The sequence below is a fragment of the Pradoshia sp. TA40_28 genome, assembly GCF_059694525.1.
The window spans coordinates 243,835-266,192 of sequence record NZ_JCATZO010000002.1; the positions used below are offsets into that span (position 1 = coordinate 243,835).

General features: G+C 41.1%; 18 protein-coding genes. All 18 read right to left on the minus strand.

All coding sequences use genetic code 11. The features are described 5' to 3' along the window. Positions 1-81: 81 nt before the first annotated feature. Positions 82-2,727: an aconitate hydratase AcnA gene (acnA, locus tag AC58NB_RS03225; RefSeq protein ID WP_497425379.1), complete on the minus strand. Its 2,646-nt coding sequence runs from the start codon at positions 2,725-2,727 to the stop codon at positions 82-84. Positions 2,728-2,750: 23 nt separating this feature from the next. Then, positions 2,751-3,692, minus strand: coding sequence for a hydroxymethylglutaryl-CoA lyase (locus AC58NB_RS03230; protein ID WP_497425380.1), 942 nt, complete (start codon positions 3,690-3,692; stop codon positions 2,751-2,753). A 13-nt stretch (positions 3,693-3,705) separates the two neighbouring features. Beyond that, the gene (locus tag AC58NB_RS03235) at positions 3,706-4,923 is read right to left on the minus strand and encodes a CaiB/BaiF CoA transferase family protein (protein ID WP_497425381.1); all 1,218 of its coding nucleotides are present in this window, start codon (positions 4,921-4,923) and stop codon (positions 3,706-3,708) included. Between the two features lie 129 nt (positions 4,924-5,052). Then, positions 5,053-6,243: an FAD-dependent monooxygenase gene (locus AC58NB_RS03240; protein ID WP_497425382.1), complete on the minus strand. Its 1,191-nt coding sequence runs from the start codon at positions 6,241-6,243 to the stop codon at positions 5,053-5,055. A gap of 43 nt (positions 6,244-6,286) precedes the next feature. Then, positions 6,287-7,420: a cupin domain-containing protein gene (locus AC58NB_RS03245; RefSeq protein ID WP_497425383.1), complete on the minus strand. Its 1,134-nt coding sequence runs from the start codon at positions 7,418-7,420 to the stop codon at positions 6,287-6,289. A gap of 30 nt (positions 7,421-7,450) precedes the next feature. Then, complete coding sequence (locus tag AC58NB_RS03250) at positions 7,451-8,284, minus strand: fumarylacetoacetate hydrolase family protein (protein WP_497425384.1); 834 nt, start codon at positions 8,282-8,284, stop codon at positions 7,451-7,453. Positions 8,285-8,317: 33 nt separating this feature from the next. Beyond that, positions 8,318-9,784, minus strand: coding sequence for an MmgE/PrpD family protein (locus tag AC58NB_RS03255; RefSeq protein WP_497425385.1), 1,467 nt, complete (start codon positions 9,782-9,784; stop codon positions 8,318-8,320). Continuing rightward, positions 9,750-10,559 carry an enoyl-CoA hydratase/isomerase family protein gene (locus AC58NB_RS03260; RefSeq protein WP_497425386.1) on the minus strand — a complete coding sequence of 270 codons (810 nt, stop codon included), beginning with the start codon at positions 10,557-10,559 and terminating at the stop codon, positions 9,750-9,752. Before AC58NB_RS03260 ends, AC58NB_RS03255 begins: the two co-directional genes overlap by 35 nt. A 27-nt stretch (positions 10,560-10,586) precedes the next feature. Beyond that, on the minus strand, positions 10,587-11,747 hold the full coding sequence (locus tag AC58NB_RS03265) for an acyl-CoA dehydrogenase family protein (protein WP_497425387.1): 1,161 nt from the start codon (positions 11,745-11,747) through the stop codon (positions 10,587-10,589). A gap of 36 nt (positions 11,748-11,783) precedes the next feature. After that, positions 11,784-12,761, minus strand: a complete 978-nt coding sequence (locus tag AC58NB_RS03270; RefSeq protein ID WP_497425388.1) for a hydroxymethylglutaryl-CoA lyase — start codon at positions 12,759-12,761, stop codon at positions 11,784-11,786. A 13-nt stretch (positions 12,762-12,774) separates the two neighbouring features. Beyond that, positions 12,775-13,968 (minus strand): CaiB/BaiF CoA transferase family protein, encoded by a 1,194-nt coding sequence (locus AC58NB_RS03275; protein ID WP_497425389.1) that lies wholly within the window; start codon positions 13,966-13,968, stop codon positions 12,775-12,777. A 25-nt stretch (positions 13,969-13,993) separates the two neighbouring features. Beyond that, the gene (locus tag AC58NB_RS03280) at positions 13,994-14,965 is read right to left on the minus strand and encodes an electron transfer flavoprotein subunit alpha/FixB family protein (protein ID WP_497425390.1); all 972 of its coding nucleotides are present in this window, start codon (positions 14,963-14,965) and stop codon (positions 13,994-13,996) included. Between the two features lie 60 nt (positions 14,966-15,025). Continuing rightward, the gene (locus AC58NB_RS03285; protein ID WP_497425391.1) at positions 15,026-15,796 is read right to left on the minus strand and encodes an electron transfer flavoprotein subunit beta/FixA family protein; all 771 of its coding nucleotides are present in this window, start codon (positions 15,794-15,796) and stop codon (positions 15,026-15,028) included. Between the two features lie 136 nt (positions 15,797-15,932). Then, positions 15,933-17,087 (minus strand): MFS transporter, encoded by a 1,155-nt coding sequence (locus tag AC58NB_RS03290; RefSeq protein WP_497425392.1) that lies wholly within the window; start codon positions 17,085-17,087, stop codon positions 15,933-15,935. Between the two features lie 99 nt (positions 17,088-17,186). Then, on the minus strand, positions 17,187-18,644 hold the full coding sequence (locus AC58NB_RS03295; protein ID WP_497425393.1) for an aldehyde dehydrogenase family protein: 1,458 nt from the start codon (positions 18,642-18,644) through the stop codon (positions 17,187-17,189). 19 nt (positions 18,645-18,663) lie between these two features. After that, the gene (locus tag AC58NB_RS03300) at positions 18,664-20,169 is read right to left on the minus strand and encodes a tripartite tricarboxylate transporter permease (protein WP_497425394.1); all 1,506 of its coding nucleotides are present in this window, start codon (positions 20,167-20,169) and stop codon (positions 18,664-18,666) included. A gap of 15 nt (positions 20,170-20,184) precedes the next feature. Next, on the minus strand, positions 20,185-20,637 hold the full coding sequence (locus tag AC58NB_RS03305; RefSeq protein ID WP_497425395.1) for a tripartite tricarboxylate transporter TctB family protein: 453 nt from the start codon (positions 20,635-20,637) through the stop codon (positions 20,185-20,187). 141 nt (positions 20,638-20,778) lie between these two features. After that, positions 20,779-22,185 (minus strand): amidase, encoded by a 1,407-nt coding sequence (locus AC58NB_RS03310; RefSeq protein ID WP_497425396.1) that lies wholly within the window; start codon positions 22,183-22,185, stop codon positions 20,779-20,781. Positions 22,186-22,358 lie beyond the last annotated feature (173 nt).

The window sequence follows — 22,358 nt, forward strand, 5'->3', positions numbered from 1 at the left end:
TTGGTCCATAGTGTATAAAAAGGGTGGTTAAAAGAATTTATGTCTCTGTGTAAAAAGTTTAATTCTTATTTACCCTGTATTTTAGAGTTTTGATTGTAACAATTTTCTTTCTCTCCATTGATTAAGGATGCTTTGAAAAATACCCTTACGTAAATATATCTCTATCTCCATCCTGGTATCCAATCGCAACAATGTTTGAAATATATAACTAGAACCATCGTTTTTTTCCACTTTCACACTTATATTTTGGCGTGGGAAGAGCTGTTGGTCCAAGCCAATAAAGGAATATGTCTCAAAGCCATTCAAGTTCAAGGTTTCATAACTTTCTCCATTCATAAATTGAAGGGGCAAAACACCCATCATAACCAAGTTACTGCGATGTATTCTTTCAAAGCTCTCTGCGACAACTGCCTTGATTCCAAGGAGCTGCGTCCCCTTAGCCGCCCAATCTCTCGCACTTCCTGTTCCATATTCTTTACCAGCTAAGACAATAAGAGGTGTTTTTGCTTGCTTATATTTCATTGCTGCAGAATAGACATCTAAAGACTCCATACTCGGTAAATGGTTTGTATACCCTCCTTCCTTATCGAGTAGTTTATTCTTAATCCAAGGATGGGCAAACGTACCTCGAACAAGAACTTCATGATTCCCTCTGCGAGAACCATAAGAATTAAAATCAACAGGGTCTATCCCTTGCTCAACAAGATAATTTCCAGCCGGACTATTTTTTTGAATACGACCAACAGGAGAGATATGATCTGTTGTGATTGAATCACCTAACATCAAGAGTACCCTAGCTTTTTGAATATTGGCTGTTGGTTCATCATTTTTCTCCACTGCAAAGAAGGGAGATGCTTTTATATAAGTAGATTCTTTATTCCATTTAAAAACGGAGCTATATTCATACTCTAGTTCATTCCATCTCTCGTCACCCTTAAATATATTTTCATATGCTTCTTGAAACACATCGGAAGAAATTTTTGAATTTATTACGGCCGCAATCTCCTCGGCACTAGGCCAAATATCTTTTAAATATACTTCTTTTCCTGATGCAGACCAGCCCAACGGTTCAATCTCCAAATTAATATTCATAGTACCTGCTATGGCATATGCAATAACTAACGGAGGCGAAGCTAAATAGTTGGCTTTGACCAAGGAATGAATACGTCCCTCAAAATTACGATTTCCGCTTAATACAGCAGCCACCGTTAGATCATGTTCTTGAATTGCTTTTTCTACATCCAAATTCAATTTGCCGCTATTGCCGACACAGACAGCACAGCCGTATCCCACCTGATAAAAACCAAGCTTCTCTAAATAAGAAAGCAACCCTGCTTTACGCAAATATCCAGTAACAGCCTTTGACCCAGGTGCCAAACTTGTTTGAATTGTTTCAGGAATGGTTAAACCAAGTTCCAAAGCTTTCTTCGCTAGTATCCCGGCACCTATCATGTTTATGGGATTTGATGTATTTGTACAGCTTGTTATAGCAGCAATCACGATGGAGCCATCTTTCAGCGTTGTATTTTTTGTTTTATTACGTTCAGTTGCAAGTAGAGGTTTTGGGAATGATTCTCGAACTTCGCAAAGCTGTCTTCGTTCTTTTGGATTCTTCGGACCTGAAACACTCACCTTTACAGACCTTAAATCAAATTCTATGAAGTCCGGATAAACTCTCTCTTTGTCATCTTGAGTATAGAACAACCCTTGTTCTTTGCAATAGCACTCTATGAGGTCCAGTTCCTCATTCCCTTTCCCTGTCATACGCAAAAATTTTAATGTCTCCTCATCTACAGGAAAGAAGCCACTAGTCGCCCCATATTCAGGTGCCATATTCGAAATAGTCGCCCGATCTGGCAGAGAAAGAGCCTTTAACCCTGGACCAAAAAATTCAACAATTTTTCCTACTACATTATGTTCTCGGAGAATCTGTGTCATCGTCAAGGCAACATCCGTTGCCGTAACCCCTTCAGTTAATTGTCCGCTAATTTCAACCCCCACTACTTCTGGTAATGGCATACTCACGTTGATCCCTAACATGGCTGCTTCTGCTTCTATGCCCCCAACCCCCCAACCAAGTACGCCCAATGCATTCACCATTGTCGTATGAGAGTCTGTGCCAATTAAGATTTCGGGATAAGCAATCCTTTCTTGATCATTAGAGATTAGTTGGACGACTGCAGTCAAATACTCCAAATTGACTTGATGGATAATGCCATTGCCCGGCGGAATTACACGTAATCCCGTGATTGATTGTTGAGCCCACTTTAAAAATTCATATCTTTCCTTATTACGTTCGTATTCCATATGGAGGTTGTTTGAAAAAGCTGTTGCCGAACCAAAATAATCAACCTGAACTGAGTGATCAATGACCAAATCAACGGGGATAGCGGGATTAATGCTATTCGGTTTTATTCCTTCCTCAGCCAACCGCTGACGAAGCGATACAAAGTCAATTAATGCTGGGATACCGGAAGCATCCTGCATAATAACGCGTGTAGGTACAAACGGCATATCAACGGGTTTGTTGGCAGCTATTCTCGAAATAACCCCAAACACATCATTTTCTGTCATTCCTAACTGGCTATGATTCCGTATCAATGATTCTAGTAATATTTTTATCGAATAAGGCAATTTATCAATATTCACCAGCCCGCTCTGTCCCAATGATTGGAGACTATTGATCCAAACCTGCCCATAACTAGTACTTAATATTTGCCTATACAACCTTAATACCCCTTTTCCCCTTACTAGATTTCAATCTTTTGCTGACTTTTTGGTCTTGAGGATAAATCTGAGCATCTGCCTGCTTTCAGGAGAAAGCTATCTACATAGCCTGGAAGAATATGTTGTAAATCCTTTGCTGACTCTAACACGCTGTTTAAGGATATTCCGGTACGAATCCCCATTTCTTCAAAGCCATGAATTAAGTCCTCTGAAGCGATGTTACCGCTTGCTCCTGGCGCATACGGGCATCCTCCTAACCCTCCAGCTGAGCTATCAAAATGAACAATCCCCTCCTCCCATCCGGCCACAGCGTTGGCAAATGCCATACCTCGTGTATTATGAAGGTGAAGCGAGAAGGTGAACCCAGGAAATCTCCTCGTCAGTTTTCGAATATAGTTTTTGACTTTTACAGGGTTTGCCATGCCGGTTGTATCCGCCAATGAAATCTCTTCAATTCCCAGCGAACGATACCTTTCGCAGATCATCAGCAAACGTTCAATCGGGATCTCCCCTTCATAAGGGCATCCAAAGGCAACTGAGATTGAGCCTGATAATTTCATATTACTCTTTGCCGCAAGATCGACGAGCGGTTCAAATTTCTGAATAGCTTCTTCCGTATTACAGTTAGCATTGCTAATACTGTGGGAATCAGAAGCGGAAAGCATTAGCTTAACTTTGTCCACTCCTGCTTCAATGGCCCTTTCCAATCCTCGTGCATTTGGGACAAGAGCACGTAGTTTAACCTGTTTCGACCGTTTAATTCGCTTTAGAACCTCATCCGCATCTTTCAATTGTGGAATTGCCTTTGGGTGAACAAAAGACGAGACCTCAATCTGCGGAAATCCGCAATCTATGAATTGATTAATTATTTCGACTTTTTTCTCCGTGGAAATCCATTCTTTGATGCTTTGAAACCCGTCCCTTGGACACACCTCAGTAATTATTACCTCTGCTTTAGTCGCCAATCGGTTCCCTCCTTCAGATTACATTTTTATCTTTTAATCTAGCAATTTTATCTTCGTCTAACTCCAATATATCTTTTAAAATTTCATCGGTATGTTCACCTAAGTCAGGGGCAATCTGGTTAATCGAACCAGGTGTTTCTGAGAACTTGGGAATAACTCCTGGGATTTTAACTTTGCCCAGTCGAGGGTGATTTACTTCTACAATATTTTCCCTTGCCTGATACTGCGGATCTTCGAATATATCCTTGATACTGTAAATTCGACTCATCGGAACCCCGCAGTCATCTAGCAGATGCTGCAGCTCATCTGTAGATTTTGTTGCCACCCAATCAGCAACAATCCCATTGACTTCATCAAATCGGGCTAAACGGACTGAGTTCGTATGATACCGTACATCAGTCAGCATATCTTCGCGATTCATAGCTTTAGCTAAACGCTCAAAAGTTTTGTCAGAACTAGTCACTAAAATTATCCACTGATCATCCTTTGTTAGAAAGTTCCCGGCTGGTGCAGAATGACCGCTCAATCCAGGAGATCTTTCCTTAACTCTGCCTGTTTGGTCATACTCAGTCACTAAAAACTCCATCATTCGAAACATCGATTCATATAAACTGATATCTACATACTGACCAGACACAGAGCCTCCTCCTTGACAATCCCTGTAATACATGGCGGTCACAGCTGCAAACGCTACATAGATTCCAGTTACATAATCAGTCAATGAAAAGGAAGGACTGATTGGAGCACGATCAGGGTATCCGTGCAAATACGTAAACCCACTAAAGGCTGTAGCCGGTGTCCCGAAGCCAGCTTTATGTGCATAAGGACCTGTCTGACCATATCCAGTTACTCTAATCATGATCAAATTAGGATTAACCCTTTTCAAATCTTCATAGCCAATCTCCCATCTTTCAAGGGTTCCTGTCCTAAAGTTTTCAATGATGATATCAGATTTCCTGGCTAGCTCTCTCAGAATTTCCTTCCCTTCTTCCTGGTGTAAATCTAAGGTAAGGGATTTTTTATTACGTGACATACCAGGCCATCTTAATCCTTCACCATCAAGATAAGGTCCTAAATTCCGCAATGGGTCCCCTTTGCCTGGCATTTCAATTTTGATAACTTCAGCCCCAAAATCACCCAAAAGGGTCGCTCCATATGGAGCAGCTATAACAGTTGATAGATCGAGAATACGAATCCCTTCTAAGGGCCTCTTATCCTTTTTTACACCCATGTATAACCACGCCTCTAATCATTGTATTTTTTGACTAATAAGAGCTCTGTACTCAATGATCCCATTCAAGGGACAGACTCAAAGGCTACATCCTGTTGGTTATAGCCTTCGAGATTTAAATTCTCTTTTCTATCTAACATGGACTCCTGCTCTTTCCTTGTACAGCCAATCTATATATTGATAATCATTTTCTTCACGATTCAACATAATGGTATTGCGTAAAAGCTGAGTAACTGGATCTCCAGTATGTTTTATTTCTCCCCAAGTGCGTGCTCCGCGTTGTACCTGAGCGGTCCGTGGAATACGTTCTTGTTGATATTCATCAAATGCTCTAGCAAAATTCGAACTGTTAGCACGCATTTTGTCTGTTAAACAGACAGCATCCTCGAGAGCCTGGCAAGCCCCTTGCGCTAAATATTGAAGCATTGCATGAGCACTGTCCCCTAGCAGAGTAACACGATTTGTTGACCATTTTTCAAGCGGTTCAATATCAAATAACTTTGAGACTAACCCTCGTTCAGCGAATTTCAATGATTCTTTAATGGTCGAGCAGCACTCACCAAACATATCATGTAGCTCATCAGCTGTACCCCAGTCATCAGAATTCTCGGTATAGTTGTAACTTTTAAATACTGCGACTTGATTAATAACACTTTTATGGCGAACTGGATACTGGACTAAATGGATGCCAGGACCAATCCACGTTAATTTCTCATCCCAATCAATATTGATTTTCATTTCCTCCATTGGCACGGTAAAGCGGTAAGCCACATATTGCGAAATGACAGGATCATCGTTGCTTAACAGGTTTCGTGCTTTTGAGCGTATTCCATCTGCTCCTATAACGGTTTCTGCTTGGAATACCGCGCCATTTTCACAATGTAATTCTACATAATCTGCTGATTCCTCAATGTAATCCAATCGGTGATTGCTTAGGAATGTAATATCACCTAACGCTTGACAAGCCCTCAATAAAACACCATGCAAATCAGAACGATGAATAACAATATACGGATACCCATAGCGCTCACGAAATGACTCCCCAAAATAAACGGCCGAAAGCTCCTTGCCGGACAAGGCATCCATGAACACATGACGGCGAGGAAATACTGCAAACTTATAGACTTCTTCTAGAACACCCAACGAATCTAATGCCCGCAGACCATTAGGACCTACTTGTAAACCGGCACCAACCTCACCAAATTCAGGCGCTTGCTCAATCACCATAACCTTCTTCCCTAATTTTGCAATTCCATAAGCAGTAGCCAACCCTCCAATACCACCACCGACAATGATAACCTCTTTATGTTCTTGCCCCAATTTGATCACCCCGTACGTTTATTTACTTTTAAATTCTATTATTCTACTTGCTAGTAACCGCATATTCAGGCTCAAAAACTGATGTAACTTCTTGATGTCCATCATTTTCTTCATACCCTTCTTCTCTTTCAAACCCAAATACTTCCATAATCGGCAAATCATTTGTTGAGAACAAAAATGCTTCTTCTGCCTCTGATGTATTCACGTGCTCATGCAATGTCCAAGCCGGGAGTGCAAAATAGTCGCCTGCTTCCCAATCAAAACGGACACCGTTCATCACTGTATATCCTTTTCCTTTATGCACATGATACACCGCGCTGTGCACATGGCGATGTGCCTTTCCTTTAAATGAAACTGGCAGCTTCTGCATTCTGGCACCAATTCTTCCGTTTGCATCTTTGCCAGTAGAGGGATTAATATATTCCACAGCGAAGCCATCGAATGGATCGGCTTCTAACTCACTCTGTCCATCAATCGCTTTTTTCGTCAAATCCCATGTATAGCGTCCAAGCGGTGCAGCTGAAGGCTTACGATCCGAAATTGGTCTGACCATCCCACCTGCATAACGCTTGTTCCCATAATCGACGGGATTCTCAACCGGTTGTTGCTCCTCGGGATACATTTCAAAAAATGAACAAGTCAAGGCTGAGGTGAAAGGAATATCTAAACAGTCCATCCACAATACTGTTTCATCCCCTTCATTCACGTGATCGTGCCAGCACCATTCTGGTGTGATAACGTAGTCACCCGGTTCAAAAAAATATTTCGTTCCATTTACGATACCGGACGCTCCGTGGCCTTCCATGATAAACCGCAATGCGGAAGTCATATGGCGATGAGATGGTGCAACTTCTCCTGGATTAAGGGCTTGAACAGCAGCATACAATGTTTGCGTTGCCCCTCCCCATCCATGCGGCTCTAAATGTTTCATACCGGGATTGACTAAATAAATAGCCCTACGGTCAATAGAACCTGTTCCTACCTCCAACAGTTCCTTTGCTTTGTCTAGCATGGCCAGTATCTCCTTCTTTTTCCACAAATACGGAACCGCTCGTGGCTCTGGCTGAGATGAACTAAAAACGGAAGCCCATAATGGACCCATATTCTTATCCTTTAATTCCTGATGGAAACCCAATAACTCCGGTGTCCATTCTTTTTTAGCTTTGTGTTCTGACATATTAATTCCCCACTTTCAAATTAGTTTTAATTAAATGCCTGGTTTATAATCGACTTTTACGGAAAACTTTCCGATTCGTTCAATCTGTATGCAAACGGTATCTCCTTTGCTAATCGGTGCCACTCCCTCTGGTGTACCGGTAGTAACTATGTCCCCCGGAAGGAGTGTCATGACGCGTGAAGCCGCCTCAAAAAATTTATAACAATCATAAATGAGGTCTTGCGTGTTGGCAGATTGTCTGATTTCATCATTGACCCACAGGTCCATTTGCAATTGATTCGGATTATCCACTTCATCACTCGTCACAATCCAAGGACCTATCGGGGTAAACGTGTCAAAGGATTTCCTCCATGGCCTATCTTCCTTTCCTCGCACAGTAATATCCAGTAATGCGAGATATCCGAAGATGTACTTGTGCGCATCCTCCGCCAAAACATCCTTAGCTTTCCGACCAACTACAAAAGCAATTTCTGCTTCATGATCTACTCTCCGGTCTCTGAATGGCAGTTGTACTGTTTGATTTGGTCCGATAATAGATGATGGCGCTTTCAAGAAAAAGCCTAATCTATCAACGGTGAGAGCTGTATTCATCTCTTCTTTATGAAGGATATAATTAATTGGCGCAGCTACAATCTTGCTTGGATTAGGAACGGGAGCATGCAGGACTACATCAGATACCTGATATAAAGGACATGACCCACAGCCTGCTTCAATAATAGGCTTCAACTCTTCAAATCCTGCCATGAACTTTATTAAGGAATTCTGTGGCTCTTCGCTATTCCAAGAAGTTAATTCCGTAATATCAATCACATTCTTGCCTTCGACAACACCGATTCGATTATCGTTAAATAAGGCAATTTTCATTGGATGCCCCCTTCCTTTTGATTCAGCTATGAATCAAATCACTTGTTTTGGATTATCGTTATTAAATTGCTTGCGGATATCATTAATCCATTCACCAAAGCATGTGTACGAGTCAATTTGCAATCCTTGCTCATACAGCACATCCGCAATTTGTTCAATATTGCTATTATTCGAAGTCGCAGAAGAAAAATGTATTAAGCAACTTTTCCACTTTTCGCGATACTCTTTTTCATTTAGGGGTTTCTCTAGAGATCCCGGAGCATGTAAGACTGTTTTATCAAATGTCTTACCGCTCTTTGTCCTGATTTGGATTTCTATCGGCAATAACTTGTTGCTTTGCTTGTCCTGGATTGTTTCTTGCAATTCCAATAATTTAACTGATGGCAGTAACTCCTGAATTTTTCTACGTTGCACTTTCTCATCTTCAAAGCTACTCAACCCGATATCCCCATCGTTTATGGCTGCAAGGACGGTATATTCGGCACTGAACTTTCCCTGTAGCCCTGTCACTGGACGGGAATGCACAAGCGGTAAGAAGCTTCTCGATTGTGCTCGTAGCACAATTTCTTGAATATCTTCAAGATGCAAATGATGCTCCTCTCTAAGATCCAGTGTTCCTTGGATAAAACGGTGTGTCCCAAAGCAACAAGGAAACTTCTTAACTGACAGTCCTGTTAAGATATCAAAAGGTTCGCCAAATCGGATGGCGTTTATCGCATAATCGAGCTCTTGTTGTTCAGCTCCTCCGCTAAACGCTGTGAAAAAGCCATGTTCTCCAAAAATTTCGATGTTCCCTGTAAAATCACATTTGGCAAGCTCTGCCGCCTGAATGCCATGGGATGCCGATAATCCCACATGGAGGGGTTTGGTCATAGAACCAAAATTTTTCCGCAATCCACCAGCCATTGATGCTGCGATAGCAATTGCATTCGCACATTGTTCTGCATTAAGATGCAACAAGTAGGAACAAGCAGCAGATGCCCCTAGGGTGCCTAATGTATCAGTCGCATGCCAACCAAGAATATAATGTCTTATTCCCATTACCTGACCAATACGGACCATCACTTCTGTTCCAACAGCATAGGCAGTGATGACCTCTTTACCTGTGGCTCCAATTTTTTCGGCTAAAGGGATTACTGCTGAAAGGATTGGTGCGCTTGGATGGATAACGACGCCAGAGGAAGCATCATCATAATCTAAAACATGCGAAGCTGTTCCATTAATAATGGCTGCTTTATCACATTCTACCTTTAGTGAATCCCCCCAAAGAGAAGAGACGCCTCCATGTTCATTTACCTGCGAAGCATATACCTTTTTGGCTATTTCTACAGCAGGTTCATTCCATCCGGCTAACGCAACCCCAATCGTATCTAGAATTGCTTGTTTCGCTGTTAACACCACCTCCTGAGGAAGGTTCTGATAGTTTGTTTCAGTAATAAAGGTCACGAGCCTTATCATAAACATGCTATCGATTTTTCCAATCTGGTTTACGCTTTTCATTAAAAGCTGCCACTCCCTCTAAACGATCTTCAGAAGATACCAGTTGGTTATATGTGGCAATATCCAAAGCATAGGCGGTATTGTAATCAGTTTCCGAACCTCTGTTAATCGAAGTTTTCGCCGCCCTTACTGCCATTGGTGCACTAGCGGTTATCGTTACTGCTAATTCTAAAGCTGTATCCAACGCCTTTCCTTTTGGAACTACTCGGTTTACCATCCCCCATTCATACGCTAACTGCGCATCAATTCTTCTCCCTGTATAGATTAGTTCCTTGGCTCTTCTGACCCCGATTGCCCGTGTCAGATTTTGCAAACCACCGCCTCCCGGCAAGATTCCCCTAAGTGCTTCCGATAACCCAAATTGGGCTGTTTCTGATGCTATAATAAAATCCGCTGACAATGCCATTTCACATCCGCCAGCAAGAGCATAACCTTCGACTGCAGCAATGACAGGAACCGGAAAATCCCGAGTCAACAGTACTAAATCTTCAATGATGTGATGCTGACGCCTCCATGTATTATCGTTCATTCCGTTACGTTCTTTTAAATCTCCCCCAGCGCTGAAAGCTCTATCGCCAGCACCAGTTATGATTACACACCGCAAATCCTCATTGTATGCCTGTTCACGGAACAGTGTAAGGCGCTCCTCCAGCATCTTTGTGTTCATTGCATTCATCACTTCAGGCCGATTGAGGATGACAAGCATGATTTCCTTGTTACTCCCTTTAAATTCAACTTTCAGCATTTCGTAGGATGACTGTCTTACCATCTCCATAGTACATTCCTCCTTTGAAAAACTTGCTTAGTACGATCTTGGCAATTCCAGAACATGTTGGCCAACATAGCTTAAGATTAAATTGGAAGATATCGGCGCAATTTTCATCATTCTCGCTTGCATCCACTTGCGATTTATATGGTATTCATTGGCTGCTGCATAACCGCCATGCGTTTGCATACAAGCTTCTGCTGCATCATAAGCAGCTTCAGAGCAAAGATATTTTGCCATGTTTGCTTCTGCACCAGCAGGCTGATTATTGTCAAACTTCGTAGAAGCCTTATACATCAGAGCTTCTGCAGCCTGAAGTTCTATATAGGCCTTTGCAATTGGGAATTGTATCCCCTGATTTTGACCAATTGGGCGATTAAATACAATTCGCTCCTTCGCATATCTGACCGCTTGATCAATAAACCACTTACCGTTTCCCAGCGCAGAGCCTGATACAAGAATCCTTTCTGCGACCATACCGTCCATCACACAGTATAGTCCTCTGCCTTCTTCACCAATAAGACAATCTTCAGATACTTCAAGATCGTTGAAAAACAATTGACTCGTATCACCACCAAGCATGGTCGAAATCTTTGTCGCTTCAAGGCCATCCTTGATTTCTCTTAAATCAATCAGGAACAAGCTAATACCGTGAGTTTTCTTTTGCACTTGTTCTAGTGGTGTTGTACGCGCGAGAAGTAGCATTAAATCCGTATTGTTAAAACGGGAGATAAATATTTTTTGCCCGTTAATGATATAGCGGTCACCCTTTTTCACAGCAGACGTTTTGATTTTCGTCGTATCCGTACCTGCATCCGGTTCCGTTACAGCAAATGTCTGCAATCTCAAAGAACCTTCAGCAATTTGCGGCAAATATTTGCGTTTTTGTTCCTCCGTGCCGTGTCTAAGAACCGCCCCCAACGTGTACATTTGAGCATGGACCTGATTGGCATTGCCTCCGGAACGATTAATTTCTTCCAATATAATTGCTCCTTCCGTAAAACCAAGACCTGAGCCCCCATACTCTTCTGGAATAAGTGCCCCTAACCATCCAGCTTCGCTCATCGCTGTTACAAATTCTACTGGATATGTACCTTCCTCATGAGATTTCCTCCAGTAATCTAAATCAAACTTAGAACAAACTCCCCTTACACCCATTCGAATATCATTTTGAAAGTCTGTAAATTCAAAATCCATACTTTAAACCCTCCATATTGTATATTTCATTTATTATTAATCCTTCAATAAGCCTTGTGCCTGCTTCCATGGATGCGGTCTAATACCTGAGAGCACCCCACCTTTTGAGAGATGACCAGGCAGCTCTCGACCGACTAAATGCTCACTCATTTTTGCGCATTTGACTAAAAGTTCTAAATCCAGTCCCGTATCGATGCCCATTTCTTCACACATAAACGCGACATCCTCAGTGGAAATATTGCCGGGAGCTCCTTTCACGGCGGCAAATGGACATCCTCCGAGTCCTGCAATCGCTGTATCAAATTCCCACACCCCCTCTTGGAGTGCTGCATAGACATTTGCTAGACCGAGACCGCGAGTATCATGCAAATGTAGATGAATAGTGAGTTCTGGCCACTTATCTTGAATAGCGCTGATTGTTTGCTTGATCTGTTCCGGATTAGCCCAACCCATCGTATCCGCTAGCTTCACCTTCTGAATTCGCTCGCCGTGTGATTCAGCTAAAGCCATCACTTTGCCCATAAGACTGAGCAAATGATCTAAATAGATATATCCTTCAAAGTTGCATCCAAAGGACGCCATAAATCCCATCTGCTTTACCGGTATCTCCGCTTTTTGATAAGCTTCAATCCAATTTGTAAGCGCATTCAACATTTCGTTTGTTGATTTATTCATATTCCTCTTGGAAAAGGTATCACTTGCTGATAAAACTAAGTTTCCATCCAAGGTAACATTATTTTGCAACGCTCTTTCCAATCCTTTTAGATTCAAGTAAGCGGCACGATAGGACACTCCCTGAACTCGCTCAATACTAGCAAGCAAAGATTCGGCATCTGCCATTTGCGGTACCCATTTCGGACTGACAAACGATGTAACCTCAATACTTGTAAGCCCGGTCTGATTAAGTGCATTAATAAGTTTAATCTTATCTTCTGTAGTAATCTGTTTGTCTTCCGATTGAAAACCTTCCCGAGGACCTACCTCATATAATGCGACACTTTGTGGCAATCCCATGCTTTTAGCTCCTTTAACCTACGATACTTTTACTCTTTAATTCTTCCATTTCTTCCTTCGAATAATTAAGCGTTGTGAGAATCTCTTCTGTATGCTGACCTAGTAAAGGCGGTAACGACTGCAGATCCCCCCGTTCTTCATTGATTCTGAATGGAAGATCGACAATTCTGAAATCTGGAACCCTAAAGCCTTCGATTGATTTAATCAAATCTAGTGCATTCACTTGTTCGTCTTCTAAGACACGATCTAATGTATTAATTGGTGAACTAGGTACATTGAAATCTTCCATTAGACGTACAAGATCTTCCAACTCGTAGCCCAAAGTAACTTCTTCTATGATCCTATGAAGCTCTTGACGATTTTGCACCCTTGCTGAATTTGTTTCGAATCTTGGATCATCAACCAACTCTGGAATCTTAATTGCTATACACAAATTTTTGAACAAGCGATCATTACCTGCCGCTATAATAGCCCATTCATCCCCTTTCGCTTTAAAAGCCTCATAAGGTGCTGTCGTTGCCATGCCTGTACCCATCTTTTTAGGAAGTTTCCCTGATGCCATATAGGTAGACAGTTGCAAGGTAATCCAAGATACCCCAGTTTCGAGAAGACTGTTCGCCACCTTACATCCTTTGCCTGTTTCGTTGCGATGATGTAGCGCACTCAGTATTCCAATCAGTGACCACATGCCAGTTGCCATGTCAACAATCGATACACCAACACGAGCAGGATCATCTCCCGGGTTGCCTGTCAATCCCATAATCCCGCTGTAGGCTTGTATGAGCGGGTCATACCCTGGTTTGTTTTTCATCTTTCCCTTATCCCCAAAAGCACTGATTGCTGCATAAATGAGCGATGGATTGATCTCAGATAACTTTTCATAGCCTAGTCCACGTGTTTCTTCGCTGCCTGGCTTTAAACTATGGATAAAGATATCTGCTTTCTCGCATAGCTCGTGAACAATTTTCTGCCCCTCTGGATGATTAAGGTCAATACAAAGACTCTTTTTATTACGGTTTAAAGCCAGAAAAGTGGATGATTCCTCTCCCCATAGAGGCGGATGCCAATGGCGAGTATCGTCTCCCGTGGTTGGACGCTCAATTTTAATAACCTTTGCTCCTAAATCACCTAACATTTGTGAACAAAATGGACCTGCAACGTTTTGTGTAATATCAATGACCGTAATGCCTGATAATATGTTTGTCAATTTCGCTCCTCCTTTCTTTTTCGTTTCAAACAGAAACTTTGCTGAATTCTTCCGTTAATAACGGCACTACCTCAAACAGATCCCCAACGATGCCATAATCGGCCACTTTAAAAATTGGTGCTTCTGGATCTTTGTTAATTGCCACGATAATTTTGGAATTGGACATCCCTGCTAAATGTTGAACTGCACCTGAAATGCCGCAAGCAATGTATAAATCAGGTGTGACAACTTTCCCAGTCTGACCAATCTGCATTGAATAATCGCAATAGCCAGCATCACATGCTGCTCTGGATGCACCTACAGCCGCTCCCAAAACCTTTGCTAATTCATAAAGAGGCTGGAATCCCTCTGAATTTTTGACTCCCCGACCTCCCGAGATGATAATTTTTGCCTCGGTCAAATCGATGCTTCCTGTCGTCTTTTTTACGACATCTTTAATGATTGTACGTAAATTAGTAATCGCTATATTAAAATCTATTGTTTCTGCCGAACGGCTTGTATCTGGTTCGTCTTTTTCAATATTATTCGGACGAATAGTAGCAAATATCATTCCTTCTTTTACTCTTTTCTTTTGAAACGCTTTTCCTGCGTATATCGGACGAACAAATACGATCTCATCCCCTTGGATTTCTATGTCCGTACAATCTGAGATTAATCCAAGTCCAAGTCGAGCAGCGACCCGCGGCGCAAAATCTCTTCCGATTGCTGTATGACCAACCAACACGGCATCCGGCTTTTCTGAATTAATGACTTGAGTCAAAGCTTGAGTGAAAGCATCTGTGGTGTACACATTCAATTCCTCATTGGCCAATAGATATATTTGATCCGCTCCATGATGAGCCAACTGCTCCTCAAATACCTTTTCTCCTTTGCCAAATAAGACAGCTGTAACTCTTCCTCCTGCAGCAACTTTTTTGGCAGCTGCAAGTGCTTCAAATGAGACATTTCTTAAATTACCTTCCCTTGTTTCTGCTACAACCAAAACATTTTTACTCACTATGCCGTCCACTCCTCAATTTTTTATTACTTATAAAATAAGCTGTGACGTCCACCATAGTTAAATCACTTTCTCTTCAAACCTTAGTGCTTCCACAAGCTCTGTGACCTGTTGGGACAATTCCCCTTCCAATATTTTTCCTGCTGTTTTTTGAGGAGGCAGATAATAATCCAATATCTCTGTTTTCTCCCCGATTTCTTTGAGATCCAGACCAAGATCAGCAAAGGATACTCTTTCCACCTTTTTTTTCTTCGCCTTCATGATTCCAGGAAGAGATGGATAACGGGGTTCATTAAGTCCTTGCTGGGCTGTAACTAGGACAGGTAATTGCACCTCAATAGTCTCGATATCTCCTTCCATGTCTTTTTCCACCAGTACATTTCCGTTTTCTACCACTAATTTTGTTATGGTCGTAATTTGCGCGATTCCCATTTCTTCTGCCAAGCGTGGCCCTATCTGGGCTGCACCATTATCTACTGACATATATCCACCGAGAATCAGATCATAAGATTCTCTTTTTGCTATAGCAGCCAATACTTTTGATATGGTATACTCGTCAGCACAAATCGATTCATCATCTTCCACGATTATTCCCTTATCAGCTCCCATAGCCAAAGCATGGCGCAAAGCATTTTCTACACGGGAAGGACCAATCGTGACAACTGTCACTTCACCACCATGTTTCTCCTTAATAGCAACAGCCTCCTCGACTGCATATTCATCATAAGGATTAATGACAAAAGTAACTTTACTTTCACTCACTTTTCCATTAGTGAGGGCTATTTTCTCTTCTGTGTCAAATGTTTGCTTTAGTAACACTAAGCTTTTCATAATCTCCTCCAAGTTATAAAATTATAATATTTTAAATATTTGTTATATTTAGAATTTAACACCATATAAGATATATTACTAATATCTATCTAATAGCCTTGCGATATGATTTAAATATGGGATAAGAAAAACATTCTTAAAAGTTGCGACCCCTATACTTGTCTGCTGATTCCTCACTAGCAGAACGTGTAAGATAACCAAAAATCAGAAGAACCAATCCACTTGCCCAGAAGATAGTTGAAACCCCAACAAGACCTCCTATTCCACCAAAAATTAAAGGAATAGCAAATTGTGTTATGCGATTAACTGCCATCTGAGCACCTAATATCTCTCCGCGACGCTCAGGTAAAGTTGCTTCTAACACTGCAGCCGTACTGAGCGGTTGGCCAAGACCAAGCCCCACACCTAATAGACCAATCAAAACAAACAGCAATGTCACCCCAGAGGAAAACGGGACTACAAGATAGATAAAGCCTGTCAGATAGATCGACCAAGTAAGGATTGTCATCCGTCGATAGAAGCGAATGAGTATAGTTTGACTAAAACGAATAACGAGCATGGTCAGTCCGCAAACCGAGAGAAGGATTCCTGTTATCGTGGGAGTAATGCCCATATTCTCGGCAAGAAGAGGAAAGTAGACATTAAATAAATCGCGGCTTGAGAATAGCAATGCTCCGATTAAAATCGCATTTCGCAAATCACGATTACGCATGAGCGACCAGATGGATTCTCTTTTTACCAATTCAACCTCTTGGTTGTCCTTAAATGTTGATTGGTTCTCACCATCTGCATTTCTCATCCCTAACTCGCTGACCAAAGCGAAACTAATGATGGAAATATTAAACCAAACACAGGATTGATACCCATAAACATCGTAAATATAAGAGCTCACTACAGGTCCAATCATAGCTCCCATCGATCCCGATAGACTATAGTTAGCCACGATCTGATCGATTTTTCCTCCTATACCTCCAACTCGCTTTTGCAGACAAAGCATTATACAAGTAGAAGCTATACCGACCATGGACTGCTGAACCAAAAAAATGATTAAAGAAGGAGACATTATGCTTAACCATAGAGCAACAATTAGCATAACATTACCGAGTATGATCATTGGCCTAGTTCCAAAATGATCAATCATTTTCCCCATTCGAAACGCTAACAAAGCTGGGAAGAAAGCTGAAGCTGCAATGATCATGCTAATTTCTTGAGGAGAATATCCAATTGAATAGGAATATAAAGAAACAACAGGCTTTATCCCAGTAATTGTGGAGATAAGTATCGTATTCATAAGAATAATAATGTAAAAATTCAACCTCTTCACCACCAAGGTAAATGAATTCTAGGATAAAAAAGGACTCCCCAAAATTCGGGAAGTCATTGGCACTTCTTACTTATGATAATTGATTCCATGGTATTCAATAAATTCATCAAACACCTCAATGGACTTCTCCCTGCCAATTCCGCTTTGTTTAATACCGCCAAATGGGAGATACTTTGAACCCAGGGGAGTTTGTCCGTGTCCGTTAATGAAGGTCATCCCTGCTTCAACCTCATCAGCAAGTCGCAACGCATGTTCAAAATCCGATGACCATATTGAAGAACCCAATCCAAATTCTGAATCATTGGCATAACGAATTACTTCCTCTTCTGTACGATATGGTATTATGGGCAGTACAGGACCAAATTGTTCACAGGCAACAATATCGGCATTTGGATCAACATCCCGAACAACGACCGGCTGAATATAATATCCATTATCCCAATTTTCAGATTCCAACCGCTTGCCCAGCTTGACAAAATTTGCACCGCTGTTTTCCAGCTGTTCAATCAATGCATTTATCCTTCGATGCTGAAGTTTGTTATTGACAGGACCCATGGTTGCTTCTTCGTTTAATTGATGGCCTATTTGAAAGGAATCAGTCAGTTTACAAACCCGTTCGTAAAAGTCATCATACAGATGGCTTGGGATATATACGCGCTTGATTGCAAAACAAAATTGCCCCGTTCTTCTGAAAGCAGCTTCTACAATTTTTGGGGTAACTTCTTCTAAATTTGCATCATCTAATACAATGGCAGGATCATTACCTCCTAATTCAAAATGTATACCTTTAAGTGAATCCGCTGCCGCTTTCATTACCGTGACAGCGGTATCACCTCCACCCGTAAATGAAATTTTGCGTACAAGAGGATGTGTGGTTAAAGCACTTCCTACCTCGCCTTCACCAAGAACTATATTTATAACTCCTGGTGGAAAAAATCTCGCCATAGTTTCCAATAATAATTTTACACCCATAGATGCCGTTGGTGATGGTTTTACGACAACCGTATTGCCTGCAATTAAAATCGGTACTATTTTTTGTAAAGTCAAAATAAGGGGAGCGTTCCACGGAACAATACAAGCTATAACCCCCATAGGTTTTTTTGCTACCTGAACCCAGCCACTGTCATCTTCGATAACCCGCTGCTCAAAAGCGATGATTGCCAAATCAGCTAAGTTTCTTATATCCATTAATCCTAATTTGATTTCATCAATCGTTCTGCCAAGTAGGATACCATTTTCCTTAGCTGTTACATAGGCAATAGAGGCGGCTTCCTTTTCAATTTCATTGGCTGATTTCAACAACAAAGAAATTCTTTTCTCTAGTGGCACATGCCTCCAAGATAGGAAAGCTCCATGTGCAGCTTGGACAGCAAGATCCACATGGTTAGCATTTCCTTTTGCAATATACCCAACGGTTTCATTCAGTCTGCCCGGATCCTTGGCGTCCGAATAATGTTCTGTCGCAATTTCTTCATTGTTTATTAATAAGTTCACCTTCATATGGAATCCCTCCACTTCTGCCATTTGGTATCAGTTGCGTCTATTACACTTCAACATCATCAGCTAATTTTCCACGCATATTTTTCACTCCGCTATATATGCTAAGTACGAAAATAAGTAAAGCAATACTGATTATTGTCGCTGATATAGGACGCTTAAACAAGATCAGGAAACCTTCCTCGGAAATTGAAAGAGATTGTAATAGGGAGGACTCCAGTTGCGAGCCTAATATGAATGTAACAATTAAGACAGCCATTGGTATATCTAATTTTTTTAGAATATAGCCAATCATTCCAAAGATCAGCATCATCGTAACATCCCATAGACTTCCATTCAGACTATAAGTTCCAACCAAAACAACCATCAAGATGATTGGAAATAATAATTTGTTTGGAATCATAGCAATTTTTGCCCAGACATTCACTAAAGGAATGTTCATAATCAGCAACAAAACATTCCCGATAAACATACTTGCAATAAGACCCCAAATAAAATCTGGGTTTTCGTTAAATAATGCCGGACCTGGTGTTAATCCATGCATGATGAATGCTCCTAACATCACCGCCATTGTAGGTGAACTGGGAAGTCCTAGGGTAAATAAAGGAATTAGTGCCGCCCCGCTATGCGCATTATTTGCCGTTTCAGGACCAGCAACTCCCTCAATGGCTCCTTTCCCAAAGCGGGAGGGATCTTTTGCAAACTTCTTCTCAAGTATATAAGAGAATGACGAGGCAATAATCGAGTTTGCTCCAGGGATGACACCCAATATCATACCTATGCCTGTCCCCCTTCCAACGGACTTTAGTGTCGGGCCCAACTCTTTCCGTCTTGGAAGAAAACCTCTGACTTTTTCTGCCTTTTTGATTTCCCGGGGTTTTTCTATATTCAGTAAGATTTCAGAAATACCAAACAACCCCATTGCCATTACTGCAAAATCAATACCGTCCATCAATTCGATGGAGTTGAACGTAAAACGGAATTCCCCTGATACCATGTCTTGTCCCACCATAGCTAACAACAATCCAGCAAATGCGGCAATTAACCCCCTAACCAATGATTTCCCCATTAATGCGATGATCAACAAAACCCCTAGCAACATGATAGAAAAGAACTCGGGAGGACCAAACTTAAGTGCAAAATTTGATAGAATTGGTCCCACAAAAGTTAGAGCAGTTACGGCTACAATACCACCAATAAACGAACCGATAGCTGCCACTCCCAGAGCGGCACCCGCACGCCCCTGCTTCGTTAACTCATAACCATCTATACACGTAATGACAGATGCAGCCTCTCCCGGCACGTTAACTAAAACTGAGGTAATGGTTCCACCGTACATCGACCCGTAAAAGATTCCAGACAGCATAATTATGGCTGATACCGGCTCCATTCCAAAGGTAAGAGGAATAAGAAGTGAAGTGCCGGAAACGGGCCCAAGACCAGGAAGTACACCTATGAACATCCCAAGCGTTACACCAATAAAGCAATAAAGAAGATTCGACCATGTGAAGGCCGTTTCAAACCCTTGTAAAAGCAGTGATAATGATTCCATTAATCCTTCCCCCCTTTAAAATAGAATCCCATATGCAGGTAAATGAACATCTAATAAATAATTAAACATCCAATAGATTAAGAAGGTTATCCCAACGGACATGGATAAGTTAATGTACCATTTATATCCTTTATAGAATAGAAGATACATAAATAATACCCCTGCAATAATGAAACCAAATAACGAGAACAATAGAACAAACAGGAATAGACTCATCATAATAAACAAAATTCCCTTGAATGAACCTCCTGTTGGCCAGACCTCTGTGCTTTCATTTTTACCTTTCATCGATTCATAAATATACAAAATGGATAAAATGATAAGTATTCCACTTATCCAAACCGGAAAAAATCCAGGTCCTGGTCCTATAGCGCTAAGATACGAATATTGAAATGACACTATAAACATAAATAGAGATACTGCAAAAATAATTGACCCTGCCCAAATCCCCGGCTTAATGTTATTCATTTTTAATTCATCTCCTTTCATCTATTTTCAACTGCCTGAAATGAAATAGTATGTAGAATCACTCTTGGAGATACAATCTCTAGCTTTCATGATCTAGAGACAATGTCAAAATCAAATTCACTTAAAATTCATGCAATACGATTAATTCATATATGCTTTATTCAAACTTAATTGTTTGTAACAAGGTTCAAACTGCTCATAACTGGCAGCAATGGTAAGCAGTGCTTTTTCCATAAATGGTTTACCCATGACCTGTAAACCTATGGGCAATCCATCAGAATAAAACCCGCAAGGTATTGACAATGCTGGAAAACCAGTAAAGTTAAAAATATGCGTTTTAAACCAACCAAAGATTTTTTCTTTTTCTTCTATGGTCATTGAGCCAATATCAAAAGGCGGATTTGAAATGGTAGGAGAAACTAAAACATCGATAGATTTCGTTTTCTCCTTAAATTCTCTTATAAATTCCTTACGAAACCTATGTGCATCCCAATACTGCTGTGCAGAAATATTTTGTGCCGCTGGAAACCTACTTTGCAGATCCTCCCCATAGGCCTCTGCATATTTTTTAAGAATCGGCTTATGAACGGCATACCATTCAGTTCGAATCATGTTAACAAAATGTGGGAGTGCCAATCGAATGGAGGGAATTGATACTTCTCGGATTTCAGCTCCCATTTTTTGCAATCTCAAAATCGCCAGTTCTACATGTCGTTGTACTTCCGGATGTAAGTTTTCAAAAAAATACTCTTTGCACACCCCTACAACAACTCCACGAAGATGTTGAGGAACAATCTCTGGAGTAACATCAACCGACATTTTGGATGTTGTTGGGTCATTCATGTCATATCCTGCTATTGCTTGCAATAACAATGCGGCGTCTTTAACGGTCCGAGCCATTGTTCCAATATGATCGGCCGAGAAACTAAAAGGCCAGGTTCCATAACGACTCACTCTTCCATATGTAGGTTTGATTCCGACAATTCCACAATGCGACGCTGGAAGACGGATAGATCCACCCATATCTGAACCCAATGTACCAAAACACATACCCGAAGCTACTGCAGCAGAAGAACCTCCACTTGACCCGCCTGGTATTTTACGTAAATCCCACGGATTTCTTGTAGGTCCGAAGTGAGGATTTTCATTTGTTCCACCACTCGAAAATTCATGCATATTTGTCTTACCTATAATTAAAGCCCCTGCGTCTTTAAGCTTCCGAATGACAGTCGCATCCTTATCAGGAATCCAATCAGCAAACAACTTAGATCCTGCTGTTGTCACCTGACCTTTAGTCTCAAAGATATCTTTAATAGCAATTGGAATACCATGCAGCGGTCCGCGATAGACTTTCTTACTTAATTCATCTTCTAAAACTACTGCTTGCTTCAGAGCATCTTCTTCTAGTACTCGAATAAATGCATTAACCTTTGAATCAATCTTCTTGATTCTTTGTAAAGTCTGTTTTGCTAATTCTACTGGACTCAATTCCCCTTTTCTGATCAAGAGCGAAACTTCATCAATGCTTTTGAAAAAAATATCATTCAAGTAACTCATCCTCCTCTAAGGTAAAAATAAAGGCCGGATCAAGTCCAAGTAACAATTCTTCTTCAGGAATCTGAAGTACCTCTATTAGGAATGTTTTTAAATCCATTTCCAAGTTTGTCCCCTCCATATATGAAATTTTTTTAATACGTAGGATACATCTTTGATTAGTGTTT

Excerpts from the sequence above, each read along its gene's own strand:
- AC58NB_RS03235 (WP_497425381.1), bottom strand. The coding sequence starts at position 4,923 with ATGGGTGTAAAAAAGGATAAGAGGCCCTTAGAAGGGATTCGTATTCTC.
- AC58NB_RS03245 (WP_497425383.1), bottom strand. The coding sequence starts at position 7,420 with ATGTCAGAACACAAAGCTAAAAAAGAATGGACACCGGAGTTATTGGGT.
- AC58NB_RS03250 (WP_497425384.1), bottom strand. The coding sequence starts at position 8,284 with ATGAAAATTGCCTTATTTAACGATAATCGAATCGGTGTTGTCGAAGGC.
- AC58NB_RS03255 (WP_497425385.1), bottom strand. The coding sequence starts at position 9,784 with ATGAAAAGCGTAAACCAGATTGGAAAAATCGATAGCATGTTTATGATA.
- AC58NB_RS03260 (WP_497425386.1), bottom strand. The coding sequence starts at position 10,559 with ATGGAGATGGTAAGACAGTCATCCTACGAAATGCTGAAAGTTGAATTT.
- AC58NB_RS03265 (WP_497425387.1), bottom strand. The coding sequence starts at position 11,747 with ATGGATTTTGAATTTACAGACTTTCAAAATGATATTCGAATGGGTGTA.
- AC58NB_RS03270 (WP_497425388.1), bottom strand. The coding sequence starts at position 12,761 with ATGGGATTGCCACAAAGTGTCGCATTATATGAGGTAGGTCCTCGGGAA.
- AC58NB_RS03285 (WP_497425391.1), bottom strand. The coding sequence starts at position 15,796 with ATGAAAAGCTTAGTGTTACTAAAGCAAACATTTGACACAGAAGAGAAA.
- AC58NB_RS03290 (WP_497425392.1), bottom strand. The coding sequence starts at position 17,087 with ATGAATACGATACTTATCTCCACAATTACTGGGATAAAGCCTGTTGTT.
- AC58NB_RS03295 (WP_497425393.1), bottom strand. The coding sequence starts at position 18,644 with ATGGCAGAAGTGGAGGGATTCCATATGAAGGTGAACTTATTAATAAAC.
- AC58NB_RS03300 (WP_497425394.1), bottom strand. The coding sequence starts at position 20,169 with ATGGAATCATTATCACTGCTTTTACAAGGGTTTGAAACGGCCTTCACA.
- AC58NB_RS03305 (WP_497425395.1), bottom strand. The coding sequence starts at position 20,637 with ATGAATAACATTAAGCCGGGGATTTGGGCAGGGTCAATTATTTTTGCA.